At 42.3% G+C, this 15,494-nt stretch carries 12 protein-coding genes, 2 pseudogenes and 1 CRISPR repeat array; of the genes and pseudogenes, 12 read left to right on the forward strand and 2 right to left on the reverse strand.

Features of this window, described 5'->3' with window-relative positions:
* A pseudogene (locus NMM25_RS00005) lies at positions 1-1,003 on the reverse strand (ISL3 family transposase); the annotation flags it as partial.
* An 88-nt stretch (positions 1,004-1,091) separates the two neighbouring features.
* Between NMM25_RS00005 and NMM25_RS00010 the strand changes: the two are divergent.
* The 8 genes and pseudogenes from NMM25_RS00010 (at position 1,092) to NMM25_RS00045 (ending at position 9,536) form a co-directional block, all read left to right on the forward strand.
* On the forward strand, positions 1,092-1,826 hold the full coding sequence (locus NMM25_RS00010; protein ID WP_302898104.1) for an ABC transporter ATP-binding protein: 735 nt from the start codon (positions 1,092-1,094) through the stop codon (positions 1,824-1,826).
* 24 nt (positions 1,827-1,850) lie between these two features.
* Positions 1,851-3,436: pseudogene (locus NMM25_RS00015) on the forward strand (ABC transporter permease).
* Positions 3,437-3,580: 144 nt separating this feature from the next.
* Complete coding sequence (gene rpsO / locus NMM25_RS00020; RefSeq protein ID WP_001018251.1) at positions 3,581-3,850, forward strand: 30S ribosomal protein S15; 270 nt, start codon at positions 3,581-3,583, stop codon at positions 3,848-3,850.
* A 221-nt stretch (positions 3,851-4,071) separates the two neighbouring features.
* Positions 4,072-4,888: a CRISPR direct-repeat array (repeat unit 35 nt; unit sequence GTTTTATCAGTCATAATTTTGGAGACTACAAAAAC).
* Positions 4,889-5,186: 298 nt separating this feature from the next.
* On the forward strand, positions 5,187-5,798 hold the full coding sequence (locus NMM25_RS00025) for a CadD family cadmium resistance transporter (protein WP_000531728.1): 612 nt from the start codon (positions 5,187-5,189) through the stop codon (positions 5,796-5,798).
* Positions 5,799-6,029: 231 nt separating this feature from the next.
* Positions 6,030-7,076, forward strand: a complete 1,047-nt coding sequence (locus NMM25_RS00030) for an iron ABC transporter permease (protein WP_254735590.1) — start codon at positions 6,030-6,032, stop codon at positions 7,074-7,076.
* A 1-nt stretch (position 7,077) separates the two neighbouring features.
* Positions 7,078-7,833 carry an ABC transporter ATP-binding protein gene (locus NMM25_RS00035; RefSeq protein ID WP_000364126.1) on the forward strand — a complete coding sequence of 252 codons (756 nt, stop codon included), beginning with the start codon at positions 7,078-7,080 and terminating at the stop codon, positions 7,831-7,833.
* Between the two features lie 19 nt (positions 7,834-7,852).
* Complete coding sequence (locus NMM25_RS00040; RefSeq protein WP_254735591.1) at positions 7,853-8,863, forward strand: ABC transporter substrate-binding protein; 1,011 nt, start codon at positions 7,853-7,855, stop codon at positions 8,861-8,863.
* Entirely contained in the window at positions 8,844-9,536 is a 693-nt protein-coding gene (locus NMM25_RS00045) for an alpha/beta hydrolase-fold protein (RefSeq protein WP_254735592.1), read from the forward strand. The genes NMM25_RS00040 and NMM25_RS00045 overlap by 20 nt, the downstream gene beginning before the upstream one ends.
* A gap of 42 nt (positions 9,537-9,578) precedes the next feature.
* Here NMM25_RS00045 and NMM25_RS00050 read toward each other — a convergent pair whose 3' ends face one another.
* Positions 9,579-10,328, reverse strand: a complete 750-nt coding sequence (locus tag NMM25_RS00050) for a 1-acyl-sn-glycerol-3-phosphate acyltransferase (protein ID WP_254735593.1) — start codon at positions 10,326-10,328, stop codon at positions 9,579-9,581.
* A 132-nt stretch (positions 10,329-10,460) separates the two neighbouring features.
* Between NMM25_RS00050 and NMM25_RS00055 the strand changes: the two genes are divergently transcribed.
* From NMM25_RS00055 to NMM25_RS00070, 4 genes are all read left to right on the forward strand, one after another.
* Positions 10,461-12,797 carry a cation-translocating P-type ATPase gene (locus NMM25_RS00055; RefSeq protein ID WP_254735594.1) on the forward strand — a complete coding sequence of 779 codons (2,337 nt, stop codon included), beginning with the start codon at positions 10,461-10,463 and terminating at the stop codon, positions 12,795-12,797.
* Positions 12,798-12,898: 101 nt separating this feature from the next.
* Complete coding sequence (locus NMM25_RS00060) at positions 12,899-13,576, forward strand: tRNA (adenine(22)-N(1))-methyltransferase TrmK (protein ID WP_254735595.1); 678 nt, start codon at positions 12,899-12,901, stop codon at positions 13,574-13,576.
* Positions 13,563-14,360, forward strand: a complete 798-nt coding sequence (locus NMM25_RS00065) for a Nif3-like dinuclear metal center hexameric protein (protein ID WP_254735596.1) — start codon at positions 13,563-13,565, stop codon at positions 14,358-14,360. Before NMM25_RS00060 ends, NMM25_RS00065 begins: the two co-directional genes overlap by 14 nt.
* A gap of 16 nt (positions 14,361-14,376) precedes the next feature.
* Positions 14,377-15,480: an FAD-binding oxidoreductase gene (locus tag NMM25_RS00070; protein WP_254735597.1), complete on the forward strand. Its 1,104-nt coding sequence runs from the start codon at positions 14,377-14,379 to the stop codon at positions 15,478-15,480.
* Positions 15,481-15,494 lie beyond the last annotated feature (14 nt).

Here is a 15,494-nt window from a genome sequence, read left to right on the forward strand (position 1 = left end):
TAAGACTAAAGAAATGTTCTGTTTGTTTCTCTTGAAAATGAAAGAGTAGGAGTTGATAGAGATTATAGTGCTGTCTAAGTTCTTGAGAGTAGGCAAGTATCTTTTCTAGAATCTCTTTATTGGTCAAGTGTGACCGAAAAGTTGGTCGATAAAAACGTTTATCACTGAGTTTACGGCTATCCTGTTGAATGAGTTTCCAGTAACGTTTCAGTGCTTTATATTCGTGCGATCTCCGATCAAACTGATTCATAATTTGGATGCGTACGCGATTCATTGCTCGACTGAGATGCTGGACAATATGAAAGCGGTCGAGAATGATTTTTGCATTTGGAAAAAGTTTTCTAGCCATATCGTAGTAGGGACTAAACATGTCCATGATAATGACTTTCACACGACTTCTCACCTGTCTAGAATAACGAAGGAAATGATTGCGAATAGTTACTTGAGTCCGTCCATCAAGGATAGCTACGATCTTTCTGGAATCAAAATCCTGTGCAATGAAGCTCATCTTACCTTTCTTGAAGCCATACTCATCCCAAGACATGTGAGTTGGAAGGGAAGATAAATCTGTCTTGAATTTAAATTTTTTCAATTTACGAATGACTGTCGAAGTAGAGACCGATAAACTTTCGGCGATAGCTGTCATAGAGATTTTCTCGATTAATTTTTGAGTGATTTTCTGGTTGACGATCGTTGAGATTTGGTGGTTCTTCTTGACTAAGGAAGTCTCTGCGACAGCCATTTTCCCGCATACTTTACAGCGAAAACGACGCTTTCTCAATCGAATGAGAGTCTTGTAGCCAGCACATTCGAGGTAGGGGATTTTAGATTCTTTTTAGAAGTCATATTTAGCCATTTGTCCTTGACAATCGAGACACTTAGGAGCAGGATAATCTAGCTTAGCGATGATTTCTTTATGTGTTCCAGCATCCAGATAATCCAAGATTATGATGTTCTTGTCTTTAATTCCGAGTATGTTTGTGATAAAATTTAATTGTTCCATAAGATTCTTTCTAATGAGGGTTTGGTCACTTTTTCATTATAGGTCTTATGGGGCTTTTTTCTACAACAAAATCGGCTCCATAATCCCTATGGTGGCTTTACCCACTACAGAAATTATAGAGCCGGCTTACATTGAAATGAAACACAGCTACAAGCGTTACCAGGTTGGGGATACAGAGATTGTGGCTAATCGTGATGTGAATTTTGAAATTGAAAAAGGGGAGCTGGTTATCATACTTGGCGCTTCAGGTGCTGGAAAATCAACCGTTCTCAATCTTTTAGGAGGTATGGATACCAATGATGAGGGGGAGATTTGGATTGATGGTGCCAATATTGCCAACTATAGTTCGCACCAACGAACAAACTATCGTCGTGAAGATGTAGGCTTTGTTTTTCAATTTTACAATCTGGTCTCCAATCTGACAGCCGAGGAAAATGTGGAACTGGCTTCAGAAATCGTGACAGATGCCTTGGATCCCGAGCAAGTACTCAAAGACGTAGGGCTAGGTCATCGACTGAATAACTTTCCAGCCCAGCTTTCTGGAGGGGAGCAACAGCGAGTCTCCATTGCACGCGCTATAGCCAAAAATCCTAAAATCTTCCTTTGTGATGAACCGACAGGTGCCTTGGATTACCAGACGGGGAAGCAAGTCTTGAAGATTCTCCAAGATATATCTAGTCAAAAAGGAGCAACGGTGATTATCGTGACCCACAATGGCGCGCTAGCTCCTATTGCAGAGCGGGTGATTCACATGCGCGATGCTACGGTTAAGAGTATGACAATCAATGAGCATCCGCAGGATATCGATACATTGGAGTATTAGCATGAAAAAACATATCGAAAAGACTTGCTCCAGTCGGTGATTGCTTCCAAGGGACGCTTTGTTTCTATCCTGACCTTGATGATGCTGGGTTCTTTAGCTCTAGTAGGACTCAAAGTGACCAGTCCAAATATGGAACGCACGGCTGAGGATTATCTCCGTAAAGCCAATACTTTGGATCTGGCAGTGATAGCTGATTATGGCTTGGACAAAGAAGATCAGGAGGAACTAAAGACCCTTTAAGGAGCAAGTGTTGAGTTTGGCTATATGGCAGACCTAACCGTTGAAAATAGCGAAGATGCGGTTCGACTTTATTCCAAGCCTGAGGGTATTTCAACCTTCCAAGTGACGGAAGGTCAACTGCCAGAAGCTGATGAGGAAATTGCCTTGGCTGATTTCTGGAAAGACCGTTATCAGATTGGACAGACCATTACCTTTATCAAGAAAGAAGAAAAGTCCGTCATAAAGTCCCAAACTATCACAATTACTGGATTTGTTCAGTCGGGTGAGATGCTTTCTCAAAAAGACTTAGGGAGGGGCTAGTAGTGGAAATGGAAGTTTGGCTGGATATGGAGTGATTGTAGCCAGTCAGTTTGATACAGAAGTATACAGTATTGCGCGTGTGCGCTATGATGATTTAAAAAATCTGGATGCTTTTTCATCAGACTATAGGACCAAACGAGCCCAACACCAGGAAGACTTGCAAGACTTACTTGCCGATAATGGTCAAAAACGATTAGCAAGCATCAAAGCAAATGGTCAAAAGAGCCTAGAAGAGGAGAAAGAACAGCTCCAAACTGCTGAAAGCAACCTTGAAAATGGCAAGAGTCAGTTAGAGAAAGCTTCAAGCTCTTTATTGCATTAGAGGAAATGGGCAAGAGGTGTCGGTCACTGCTGGAGCGGTCGTGAGTCAAAAACTAGCTCAACTAGCGGGTGTTACGGTTGGAGACAAGCTGGAGCTTGATGGGAAGGAAATCAAGATCGTGGCTATTTCTGAAAACTATGTTGGACACTTTGTTTATCTCAACCGAGCGACATACGAACAAGTCTACGGCACCAGTCCGAAAGACAATACCTACCTAGTGAAATTAAAAGAGCCAACACCATCCAATACGGAGAAAGAAGCTGCTGTCTTCATGGAAAAAGCTGCTGTTTCTGGGGTGGTCCAAAATGCTACGGCCATCCATCTCTTTGAATCCGTAGCCAATTCGCTCAATAAAACCATGGCAATCCTTGTCCTTGTTTCCGTCTTACTAGCCATTGTCATTCTTTACAATCTTACCAATATCAATGTGTCAGAACGTATCCGCGAACTTTCGACTATCAAGGTTCTCGGTTTCCACAATAAAGAAGTGACCCTCTATATCTACCGCGAGACCATAGTGCTATCCCTTGTGGGGATTGTTCTCGGTTTGGTAGCTGGCTACTATTTACATCAATTTTTGATACAAATGATTTCACCTGCCACCATACTTTTTTATCCACGAGTCAGCTGGGAAGTCTATGCTCTTCCAATCGTCGCAGTGACTGTAATCATAGCCTTACTGGGCCTCTTTGTCAATCACCACTTGAGAAAGGTTGATATGCTTGAAGCCCTGAAATCAGTAGAGTAATTCAAGGTTTTAAACAGTAAATCAGTTGACAAAGTCTCTGCTTCTTGGTAGAATAAGAACTGTCGTAAAGACAAATAACTTCTTCTTGGTTACAGGCATGCCAACCTGTCACTCGGATGAAGCCAAATAAAAAGGAGAAACATCATGGCAATCTCAAAAGAGAAAAAAAATGAAATCATCGCACAATATGCACGTCACGAAGGTGATACAGGTTCAGTAGAGGTTCAAGTTGCTGTCCTTACTTGGGAAATCAACCACCTTAACGAACACATCAAACAACACAAAAAAGACCACGCTACTTACCGTGGATTGATGAAGAAAATCGGTCGCCGTCGTAACTTGCTTGCATACTTGCGTAAAAACGACGTTAACCGTTACCGTGAGTTGATTAACTCTCTAGGACTTCGTCGTTAATTCAAGATACAAAGGCCGTCAAAAGTACAAAGCAAAAATAGGAAAATTAACGAAGAAACTTCAGTTTCTAGGAGATTTTATCTTTTTTGCTTTGTGCTTAGACCGTGTTCAATTGAGCATATCTTGATAATGAAGCTACTCTAAATTGGGTAGCTTTTTTGTATGGATTTTAGCCCGATCTCAAATCAGCTCTCTGATATTCAGAGAGCTTTTTTATTGAGGTTTTATCAGTCATAATTTTGGAGACTACAAAAACGACGTATGGAAAATAAATTTAAGAGTCAGGGTTTTATCAGTCATAATTTTGGAGACTACAAAAACTAGGACTTGAAGCTCCATGTACCTTCTGCTGTTTTATCAGTCATAATTTTGGAGACTACAAAAACCAAATGCGCCTAAGTTACTACAAAATACTAGTTTTATCAGTCATAATTTTGGAGACTACAAAAACGCCAACTCAAGGCTGATGCTCCTGAGTATAGTTTTATCAGTCATAATTTTGGAGACTACAAAAACCTATGCAGAGACCAATATGCAGAGTGTTCGGTTTTATCAGTCATAATTTTGGAGACTACAAAAACCTATTTATCTCCTCACCTCCCATTCTAATGGTTTTATCAGTCATAATTTTGGAGACTACAAAAACTAGTAAGGAAGATATCATTAACTGTTTTAAGTTTTATCAGTCATAATTTTGGAGACTACAAAAACTCAGTTTGTTATTCACGCTTTCGACAATACGTTTTATCAGTCATAATTTTGGAGACTACAAAAACCATTTACTTTTTCACCAAAACATCCTTTCCGTTTTATCAGTCATAATTTTGGAGACTACAAAAACTGTACTTACGGTAGTCTTTTTTACTTGGTTGGTTTTATCAGTCATAATTTTGGAGACTACAAAAACTGATTTTTTCATTTAGTATCCATCCCTTCCTGTTTTATCAGTCATAATTTTGGAGACTACAAAAACATCGAAACATCTTGAATTGCAAAATCTTCAGTTTTATCAGTCATAATTTTGGAGACTACAAAAACCTCAAATGGTATCAGCTAATGACACCATGAAGGTGCGCAGTTACTCGGTTTTTCAAGCCGAGTAACTGTCTGCAAGCCCCCTCGGAGAGCCCACACTTTACGAAGTAAAGTATAGTATGTTATACTTTACATGAAAGTAGTCACCGAATTCCAGTTAGAAATTACTTTGTAACTACGTTTTGAGGAGGAGTAAAATGCTTTCCTACGTTCGACATTACCCACTAGCGATAGCTAAATTAATGTGTCTGTGCTCTCCTAAAATCTGCTGATTTATTACTGACTAATACAGGAGGCTTTTATGGGACAGACAATCATATCTGCTATTGGTGTTTATATTTCCACCAGTATCGATTATTTAATTATTTTAATTATTTTATTTGCACAGCTATCACAGAATAAACAGAAATGGCATATTTATGCGGGGCAATATCTAGGCACAGGCTTACTTGTAGGGGCGAGTTTAGTTGCTGCTTATGTCGTTAATTTCGTGCCTGAAGAATGGATGGTTGGATTGCTTGGTTTAATCCCTATCTATTTAGGGATTCGCTTTGCAATTGTTGGAGAAGGTGAGGAAGAAGAGGAAGAAATTATTGAAAGATTAGAACAAAGCAAGGCAAATCAACTGTTTTGGACAGTTACATTGCTGACAATTGCGTCTGGCGGAGATAATTTAGGTATCTATATACCTTATTTTGCTTCGTTAGATTGGTCACAGACCCTCGTGGCGTTGCTTGTGTTTGTAATCGGCATAATTATCTTTTGCGAGATTAGTCGGATGTTATCCTCTATTCCGTTAATATTCGAGACAATTGAAAAATACGAGCGAATCATTGTGCCCATAGTATTCATTCTACTTGGACTATACATCATGTATGAAAATGGCACGATAGAGACTTTTCTGATCGTGTAGATTTTTTTGTTTCACTAGGATTTTAGCCCGGGCTCAAATCAGCTCTCTAATTTTAGAGGGCTTTTTATGTTGTCACTTTACCTCGATATACCCAAGTATAATCTTCGGTTACGATTACTAGCACTGTAAGACCAACTATATTTATTTTTCTCATCTTGTTCCATTGTTGAAAATATGGTATACTTTTTATGAGAATTTTCTAAATTTTTAATTTTGTCTAAGGAGGTTTTCATGCTTTCCAAATTTTCTGGAAGCCGACAAGATTTGCAATTTGTGTTGTTTTTGGGTATTTTGCTAAGTGTTTTAGGAATTTCACTTTTTCTAGCTGTTTCTATGGGATCCGTTGCGATTGATCTAGGCGATACCTATCGGATCATTTTGAGCAGATTGGGATTTCCTCTTGAGATAGGAGAGGTTTCCAAGTCTACTCTTGCCATTGTATGGAACATGAGATTCCCCCGAGTATTGTTAGGTCTGATAGTAGGGGCTGGTCTTTCTATGTGTGGTAGCGTGATGCAGTCCACAGTGAACAATCCCATCGCAGAGCCTTATGTCTTAGGAATTTCTGCGGGTGCAACTCTAGGGGCAACCTTAAGCATCATTCTTGGTTTGAAAGTGATGATTAGCCTTGGAGCTTTTTTAGGAGCTATTTTGGCAACCATTGCTGTCCTCATCATTGCCTCTATGCAGGGACGGATGACGACTTCTAGTCTGATTTTATCAGGAACGGTGGTCAATGCTCTCTTTCTGGCATTTTCCAACTTTATTATCTCAGTTGGCGCTAATGCGGACAGTGTGATGACCATTAAGTTTTGGACCATGGGCTCGCTTGCCGGGACTACTTGGTCTGACTTAGTCCTGCCAACTATAGTAGTAGGATTGGCCTTTCTATTTTTCGCTACTCAGTATCGTGTTTTTAATGCGATGATGATGGGAGATGAGGCTGCTTTAACTTTGGGAATTCCCTTACGCTTCTATTGGTATCTTTACGTGACCGTGGTGGCTGTACTGACAGCTGTCTTGGTGGCTACTTGTGGGATTATTGGATTTGTTGGTCTGATTACTCCTCACTTAGCTCGAGGGTTAGTAGGAACGAATTACAGGAGACTTTTTCCTGTTGCGACCATACTGGGTGCCCTCTTTGTGGTCTGGGCAGATGTACTCTCTCGTATCATCATTCCAAACGCAGAGTTACCTATTGGTATTTTCACAGCCTTAGTAGGTGCTCCCTTCTTTATCTACATTGTTGGAGGTAGGCGAAGGGAGGTGAGGGCCTGATATGGACTTGATTTGTCAGGATGTCCACTTTGGACTAGGAGAGAAAAAAATCCTCAAAGGAGTTTCTCTTAAGGTTGAGGGACATCAATTTCATACGATACTTGGGCCAAATGGAAGTGGAAAAACCAGCCTGCTTAAACTCCTCTATCGTCAGGAAAGGGCGGACAAAGGCTTGATAAGCCTAGATGGAAAACCGCTGGAGCATTGGTCACTTAAAGAAACAGCCAAGCAAATGGCAGTTGTCACCCAGTTTAATCAATTGCAGTTTGATTGTACAGTTGAGGAAATCGTCTTGCTGGGAAGAACGCCCCACCTCTCTTTTTTACAGAAGGAAAAGGAAAGGGATTATGCCCTCGTTCAAGATGCTCTCGTCAAGGTGGATATGCTTGAGAAGAAAACTCGTCTCTATTCGTCTCTGTCAGGGGGGGAGAAACAACGAGTCTTATTAGCCCGCGCCTTGGCGCAAGAACCGACTCTCTTGCTCCTGGATGAACCTACCAATCACCTGGATATCAAGTATCAGCTAGACTTGTTAGCCATTGTGAAGAATCTCAAGGTCAATGTTCTAGCTGTCCTGCATGACATTCAACTTGCTTGTCGCTATTCGGATTACCTCTATCTGATGAAAGAGGGGGAAATCCTTTACCAAGGGACTCCAAAGGAGACCATCACCCCTGAGTCATTGCAAACTGTATATGGAGTTCAAAGTCAGGTTACTTGGACCGAGGATCAGCAAGCTATGATTCACTATTTATAAGAATGAAAAGGAAAATAAGATGAAAAAAACACTAAGCATTTTACTCGTAACAGTAGCTACCCTAACCATGGCAGCTTGTGGCAACACTACTACAGAAAAAGCTGCCACACAGTCTAGCACAGAAACAAGTCAAAAGGCCAGCACAGAGACGACTTATCCGTTAACGGTCAAGACCTACGACGCTAAGGGAAATGAAGTCGAACAAGTCTTTGATAAGGCACCTGAAAAAGTTATCACCAACAATCTTTCAACAACTGAAATCTTATTGGAGTTAGGCTTGAAGGATAAAATTGCTGGCATGCTCAACCCTGACAATGCTGTAACAGACAAATACAAGGACGCGATTGCGACGATTCCTCAAATCGGTGATAAAAAAACAGTCTCACAAGAGACAGTCCTTTCTTATGAGCCAGACGCTGTGATGGGTCGAAATATGATGTTTTCTGAAAAATCCTTGGGGACAGTTAGCACTTGGAATGAAAACAAAATCCCAGTCTATACGCAAAAAGCTTCTCTCTCAACGATTCAGCAAGATTTAGGAAATATCGTAGAAGATGTCAAAAATCTTGGAATGATTTTCAATGTTCAGGACAAGGCCAATGAATACGCAGCCCAATTACAAGCTAAAATTGACGCTGTTAAGAAAGAAAATCCAACAAGCCAAGGTGAAAAGAAAAAGGCTTTGATTATGGTTGCTTATAATGACGAAACCTTTGGTGCCTACAAGTCTGCTTTGCAAGAAAGCTTGTTGAATCAACTTGGTTATACAAACGTTGCAACGGGAACATCAGGCTTAACCTTGGAAAATCTCGTGTCAATGGATCCTGAGTTGATTATCTATGTAACCAGCGACCGCAATAAAAAATTGGATGCCAACGCAGTAGAGTTGATGAAGGCAAATGAAGTTTTGGAAAACGTTCCTGCAATTAAGAATCAAAAAATCATGACCATTTCTTACGATGAGTTGATGGATTATGGTCCAGCAGTAATTGATTCCCTTGAGAAAATCAATGACTTTATCAATAAATAATGAGTTTGACTGGGAAGGGATCCAAGTCAAGGTCAGCCTTCCTTCGGCTTATGATCCCAACCAAACCTATCCAGCTGTTCTCTTGAATGATGGAAACTTGGATTTCCTATCTTCCCTTTCAGAGTCTGTGATTTTAGTGGGCTTGACCTCTAAACATCGCCTAGATGACTACACTCCCTGGAAGGCAGCTGCTCTGAGAGAGGGGGCTCCAGATTTTGGTGGTCAGGCAAATGCCTATCATGGTCATTTATTTGGAGGTCTTTTAGACAAGTTGCAGTCGCTTTATCACCTAGATAAAAATCGCCTTGCTTATGGAGGATACTCATTAGGTGGACTGGCGGCAGTCTACAGTCTATTCAGCTTTGACAAGGTCTCCTGTATCTTCTCTATCTGCGGTTCCTTTTGGTATCCTGATTTTACGACTTATTGCAGGGAAGAAAAGGTGAAAAATTTGGACTGTTTGCTGTATTTACAGAATGGTCAAACAGAAGGAGCCCATCATACCAATCGCTTGGCTCAAGCACCAGTCTATGCTGAACAGATTCATACCAGTCTTCAGAAACACTATCCGACTAGTCAGTTTTTCTTTGATCCCTATGGGCATCATGAGCAAGTGGCTGAGCGCTTTCTAGCCTTTTCCAACTGGTTGGCCCAAAAATGGAAACTTGCATAAAAGAAATATCCCTTGGTAAAAGCCAAGGGATAATTGTATTTTTTAACCAAGAGACTCTCTCTTCTTATCTGGATTCCAGATAAAGCTTGCGATGAAGGTAAAGATAATCGTTAGGATACCAACAAGCACTGCAAGAATAAGGGCAGGGATGCGGACAAACCACCAGAGTGAATTTGGTTTTTGATCATTGTGCCATTGCTTGGTTTCTTCGTCTAAACGTTGGAATTCAGCTTGGATGCGGTCTGCAACCATTTCAATCCCTTCATCATTCATTTTCTTGATATCTGAGATATCGATAGGATTTCCAAAGTTCATATCCACACGTTCACGGCTAACCAAGCCTTTCAAGGTCATAGGACCGGTGTAGGTAACCGGCATGATACGGACCTTAGCCATTTTGGCAATCAGAGCAACGCCACCCTTGACATCGTTTGAGTGACGGCTCCCACTTGGAAACATGATGAGAGAGCGGTCGCTTTTTTTGAGGACATTGATAGGGTACTTGATGGCAGAGGCATTAGGTTTTTCCCGGTCGATAGGAAAGGCGCCACACATGCGGATCCACCAGCCAAAGATACGGTTGTTAAACAGCTCTTTTTTGGCCATAAAGATGAACTGTTTTGGCTTGGTCGCAAAGGCCATGTAAACTGGATCCCACCAGGTACGATGAGGTGCGACGAGGATATAGTTTTCGTCTCGGTTAGGGATTTTATCAGTATTGTGATAGTGGGCATTGCCATTGATGGACCACAAGATCAGCATGACTAGTCCACGCAAATAAGTATAAAACATGAGATCTCCTTCGATTGTATTACTTTTATTATTATACCTTATCAAAAGACTACTGGCAAACTTTTTCAGTTATCAGCCCACAGTTTTAGATGGGATTAGAATTCTTTTAAAAAAAATGATATGATAGAATTTATGGATAAAAATAAGATTATGGGATTAACCCAAAGAGAGGTCAAGGAAAGACAGGCTCAAGGTTTGGTCAATGACTTTACCGCTTCGGCTAGTACCAGTACTTGGCAAATCATCAAACGAAATGTTTTTACACTTTTTAACGCATTAAACTTTGTTATCGCTCTCGCGCTTGCCTTTGTACAGGCTTGGAGCAATTTGGTTTTCTTTGCCGTTATTTGCTTTAACGCTTTTTCTGGGATTGTGACTGAGCTGCGAGCCAAACACATGGTGGACAAGCTCAATCTCATGACCAAGGAAAAGGTCAAAACCATTCGTGAGGGTCAAGAAGTTGCTCTCAATTCAGAAGAGTTGGTTCTAGGAGATGTCATTCGTTTGTCTGCTGGAGAGCAGATTCCTAGTGATGCACTGGTTCTGGAAGGATTTGCGGAAGTCAATGAAGCCATGTTAACGGGGGAGAGTGATTTAGTACAAAAGGAAGTGGATGCCTTGCTCTTGTCAGGGAGTTTCCTAGCCAGTGGCGCAGTTTTGGCTCAAGTTCACCATGTCGGGGCAGAAAACTATGCTTCCAAACTCATGCTGGAAGCTAAGACAGTGAAACCGATCAACTCCCGTATCATGAAATCGCTGGACAAGCTAGCTGGTTTTACTGGGAAGATTATCATTCCCTTTGGTCTAGCTCTCCTGCTAGAAGCCTTGATTTTAAAAGGTTTACCTCTTAAGTCTTCTGTAGTGAATACTTCAACAGCCCTTTTGGGTATGTTGCCCAAGGGAATCGCCCTTTTGACCATCACTTCGCTCTTGACTGCGGTGATCAAGCTGGGCTTGAAAAAGGTCTTGGTGCAGGAGATGTACTCTGTCGAGACCTTGGCTCGCGTGGATATGCTCTGTCTGGACAAGACGGGAACCATCACCCAAGGAAAGATGCAGGTGGAGGCAGTTCTTCCTCTGACGGAAACGTATGGTGACGAGGCTATTACTAACATTCTGACCAGCTACATCGCTCATAGTGAGGATAAAAATCCAACAGCCCAAGCCATTCGCCAGCGTTTCCAAGGTCAGGTTTCCTACCCTATGCTTTCGAATCTTCCTTTCTCAAGCGACCGTAAGTGGGGAGCTATGGAGTTAGAAGGTCTGGGGACGGTTTTTTTAGGGGCGCCTGAGATGTTGTTGGACTCTGAAGTGCCAGAAGCCAGAGAGGCCTTGGAGAGAGGGTCACGTGTCTTGGTCTTGGCACTCAGTCAGGAAAAACTAGACCATCACAAACCACAGAAACCTTCTGATATTCAGGCTCTAGCCTTGCTGGAAATCTTGGACCCAATTCGAGAAGGAGCAGCTGAAACGCTGGACTATCTCCGTTCCCAGGAAGTGGGCTTCAAGATTATCTCTGGTGACAATCCCGTTACGGTTTCCAGCATTGCTCAAAAGGCTGGTTTTGCAGACTATCACAGCTATGTAGATTGCTCAAAAATCACGGATGAGGAATTGATTGCCATGGCTGAAGAGACAGCTATTTTCGGACGTGTTTCCCCTCATCAAAAGAAACTCATCATCCAAACCCTGAAAAAAGCAGGGCATACAACGGCCATGACAGGGGATGGAGTCAATGATATCCTGGCCCTTCGTGAGGCGGATTGTTCGATCGTAATGGCTGAAGGGGATCCGGCGACTCGTCAGATTGCCAATCTAGTTCTCTTGAACTCAGACTTCAATGATGTTCCTGAGATTCTCTTTGAAGGCCGTCGAGTGGTTAATAACATCGCCCATATCGCACCGATTTTCTTGATTAAGACTATCTATTCCTTCTTGTTAGCAGTTATCTGTATCGCCAGTGTTCTTCTGGGACGGTCTGAGTGGATTTTGATTTTCCCTTTCATTCCGATCCAGATTACCATGATCGACCAATTCGTGGAAGGGTTCCCACCATTCGTTCTGACTTTTGAGCGAAATATCAAGCCTGTTGAGCCAAACTTCCTCAGAAGATCCATGCTTCGTGCCCTACCAAGTGCCCTCATGGTCGTCTTCAGCGTTCTTTTTGTCAAAATCTTTGGAGCTAGTCAAGGTTGGTCTGAGTTAGAAATCTCAACCCTACTCTATTATCTCTTGGGGTCAATTGGTTTCTTATCCGTATTTAGAGCCTGCATGCCATTCACCCTCTGGCGTGTCCTCTTGATTGTCTGGTCAGTAGGAGGCTTCCTAGCCACAGCTCTCTTCCCAACGATTCAAAAGCTGCTTGAAATTTCGACCTTAACTGGACAAACGTTGCCTGTTTATGGGGTCATGATGCTGATATTTACGGTGATTTTCATTCTATCCAGTCGTTACCAATCCAGAAAATAAAGAAAGACTGCAATCTGTGGATTGCTGTCTTTTTAGGTGCAAGATTGCTAGCTGAAATATGGTATAATAAAAGGTAATAGAGTTTTGGAAAGTGAGAGAAGATGATTTCAAAGAGATTAGAATTGGTGGCGTCCTTTGTGCCACAGGGTGCCATTTTACTAGATGTGGGGAGTGACCATGCTTATCTGCCAATCGAGTTAGTTGAGAGAGACCAAATCAAAAGCGCCATTGCAGGTGAGGTGGTGGAAGGACCCTATCAGTCTGCAGTCAAAAATGTTGAAAGTCATGGCCTAAAGGAGAAAATCCAGGTTCGTTTAGCCAATGGCTTAGCGGCATTTGAAGAGGTAGACCAAGTCTCTGTTATCACCATTGCAGGTATGGGAGGCCGTTTGATTGCTACCATATTGGAAGAAGGCTTGGACAAATTAGCTAATGTAGAACGTTTGATTCTCCAGCCCAATAATCGTGAAGACGACTTGCGCATTTGGTTGCAAGACAATGGTTTTCAGATTGTAGCAGAAAGCATCCTAGAAGAAGCTGGCAAGTTCTATGAGATCTTGGTGGTGGGAGCGGGACAAATGAAGCTATCAGCCAGTGATGTCCGTTTTGGACCTATCTTGTCCAAAGAAGTCAGTCCAGTCTTTGTCCAAAAATGGCAAAAAGAAGCAGCTAAACTAGAATTTGCCCTCGGACAAATCCCAGAAAAAAATCTGGAGGAACGTCAAGTTCTAGCAGATAAAATTCAAGCCATCAAGGAGGTGCTCTATGCTAGCAAGTGAAGTGATAAAACGCTATGAAGCCTTTTGTCCTCAGGAATTTTCTATGGAGGGAGACAGTCGTGGTCTGCAAATCGGTAGTCTAGACAAGGAGATACAAAGAGTCATGGTGGCTCTCGATATACGTGAAGAGACGGTGGCAGAGGCCATTGAAAAGGGTGTGGATTTGATTATAGTCAAGCACGCACCGATCTTTCGTCCGATCAAGGATCTGGTAGCTAGTAGTCCGCAAAATCAGATTTACATCGACCTGATCAAGCATGACATTGCAGTTTATGTCAGTCATACCAATATTGACATTGTTGAAAATGGTCTCAATGACTGGTTCTGTCAGATGCTAGGCATTGAGGAGACGACTTATCTTCAGGAAACAGGCCCAGAACGTGGGATTGGGCGTATTGGAAATATTCAGCCTCAGACATTTGGGGAATTGGCCCAGCATGTTAAGCAAGTTTTTGGTCTAGATAGTCTTCGCATGGTCCATTATCAAGAGAGTGATTTGCAGAAACCTATTTCAAGATTGGCTATCTGTGGTGGTAGCGGGCAGTCATTCTATAAGGATGCCTTAGCTAAGGGGGCAGATGTCTACATCACTGGCGATATCTACTACCACACTGCTCAGGATATGCTGTCTGATGGCCTGTTGGCATTGGACCCAGGCCACTATATTGAAGTTCTCTTTGTGGAAAGAATCGCAGCACTCCTTACTCAATGGAAGTCAGAAAAGGGCTGGACTATTGATATCTTGCCTAGTCAGGCATCGACTAATCCTTTCCACCATATCTAGTTAGAAGGTGAAGACAATGAAAAAAGTTGCCATTATTGGAGCAGGGATTGTGGGAGCAACAGCTGCCTACTATCTCTCAAAAGAAAGCGACCTAGAGGTGACCGTTTTTGACCATGGTCAAGGTCAGGCAACCAAGGCTGCAGCAGGAATTATCAGTCCTTGGTTTTCAAAACGCCGCAATAAAGCTTGGTACAAGATGGCACGCTTGGGGGCTGACTTTTATATGGATTTGTTGGCTGATTTAGAAAAGTCTGGTCAGGAAATTGATTTTTATCAGCGTTCGGGAGTTTTTCTCTTGAAAAAGGATGAATCCAAGTTAAAAGAACTTTATGAACTAGCCCTCCAGCGTAGGGAAGAATCTCCCTTGATAGGCCGGTTAGCCATTTTAGACCAAGCGTCTGCAAATGAATTATTCCTTGGCTTGCAGGGATTCGACCGCTTGCTCTATGCTTCTGGTGGAGCGAGAGTAGATGGCCAACTATTAGTGAATCGTTTGCTAGAAGCCAGTCAGGTCAAGCTGGTCAAAGAAAAAGTGAGTCTGACACCTTTATCATCAGGCTACCAGATTGGCGAAGAGGTGTTTGAGCAGGTTATTTTGGCAACAGGAGCTTGGTTGAGGGACATTTTGGAGCCTTTAGGATATGAAGTGGATGTTCGTCCCCAAAAGGGACAACTCCGAGATTATCAGCTTGCCAAAGACATGGAATCATACCCTGTTGTCATGCCAGAAGGGGAGTGGGATTTGATCCCTTTTGCAGGTGGGAAATTGTCCTTAGGCGCTACCCATGAAAATGATATGGGATTTGATTTGACGGTAGATGAAACCTTGCTCCAGCAAATGGAGGATGCGGCCTTGCCTCACTATCCAGCCTTGGATAAAGCGACTTCCAGAGATGAGCGTGTGGGAATTCGTGCTTACACCAGTGATTTCTCTCCTTTCTTTGGGGAAGTGTCAGGATTAGCAGGTGTCTATGCGGCTAGTGGACTAGGTTCATCAGGCCTCACAACTGGGCCAATCATTGGTTACCACTTAGCTCAACTGATCCAAGACAAGGAGTTGACCTTGGACCCTGAAAATTATCCCATTGCAAACTATGTCAAACGAGTAAAAAGCGAATAAGATTTTACTGAAAT

Origin of the sequence: Streptococcus sp. CF10-1 (assembly GCF_024295825.1) — a bacterium.
Lineage (GTDB): Bacteria > Bacillota > Bacilli > Lactobacillales > Streptococcaceae > Streptococcus.

Excerpts from the sequence above, each read along its gene's own strand:
- NMM25_RS00010 (WP_302898104.1), top strand. The coding sequence starts at position 1,092 with ATGGTGGCTTTACCCACTACAGAAATTATAGAGCCGGCTTACATTGAA.
- rpsO (WP_001018251.1), top strand. The coding sequence starts at position 3,581 with ATGGCAATCTCAAAAGAGAAAAAAAATGAAATCATCGCACAATATGCA.
- NMM25_RS00025 (WP_000531728.1), top strand. The coding sequence starts at position 5,187 with ATGGGACAGACAATCATATCTGCTATTGGTGTTTATATTTCCACCAGT.
- NMM25_RS00030 (WP_254735590.1), top strand. The coding sequence starts at position 6,030 with ATGCTTTCCAAATTTTCTGGAAGCCGACAAGATTTGCAATTTGTGTTG.
- NMM25_RS00035 (WP_000364126.1), top strand. The coding sequence starts at position 7,078 with ATGGACTTGATTTGTCAGGATGTCCACTTTGGACTAGGAGAGAAAAAA.
- NMM25_RS00040 (WP_254735591.1), top strand. The coding sequence starts at position 7,853 with ATGAAAAAAACACTAAGCATTTTACTCGTAACAGTAGCTACCCTAACC.
- NMM25_RS00045 (WP_254735592.1), top strand. The coding sequence starts at position 8,844 with ATGACTTTATCAATAAATAATGAGTTTGACTGGGAAGGGATCCAAGTC.
- NMM25_RS00050 (WP_254735593.1), bottom strand. The coding sequence starts at position 10,328 with ATGTTTTATACTTATTTGCGTGGACTAGTCATGCTGATCTTGTGGTCC.
- NMM25_RS00055 (WP_254735594.1), top strand. The coding sequence starts at position 10,461 with ATGGATAAAAATAAGATTATGGGATTAACCCAAAGAGAGGTCAAGGAA.
- NMM25_RS00060 (WP_254735595.1), top strand. The coding sequence starts at position 12,899 with ATGATTTCAAAGAGATTAGAATTGGTGGCGTCCTTTGTGCCACAGGGT.
- NMM25_RS00065 (WP_254735596.1), top strand. The coding sequence starts at position 13,563 with ATGCTAGCAAGTGAAGTGATAAAACGCTATGAAGCCTTTTGTCCTCAG.
- NMM25_RS00070 (WP_254735597.1), top strand. The coding sequence starts at position 14,377 with ATGAAAAAAGTTGCCATTATTGGAGCAGGGATTGTGGGAGCAACAGCT.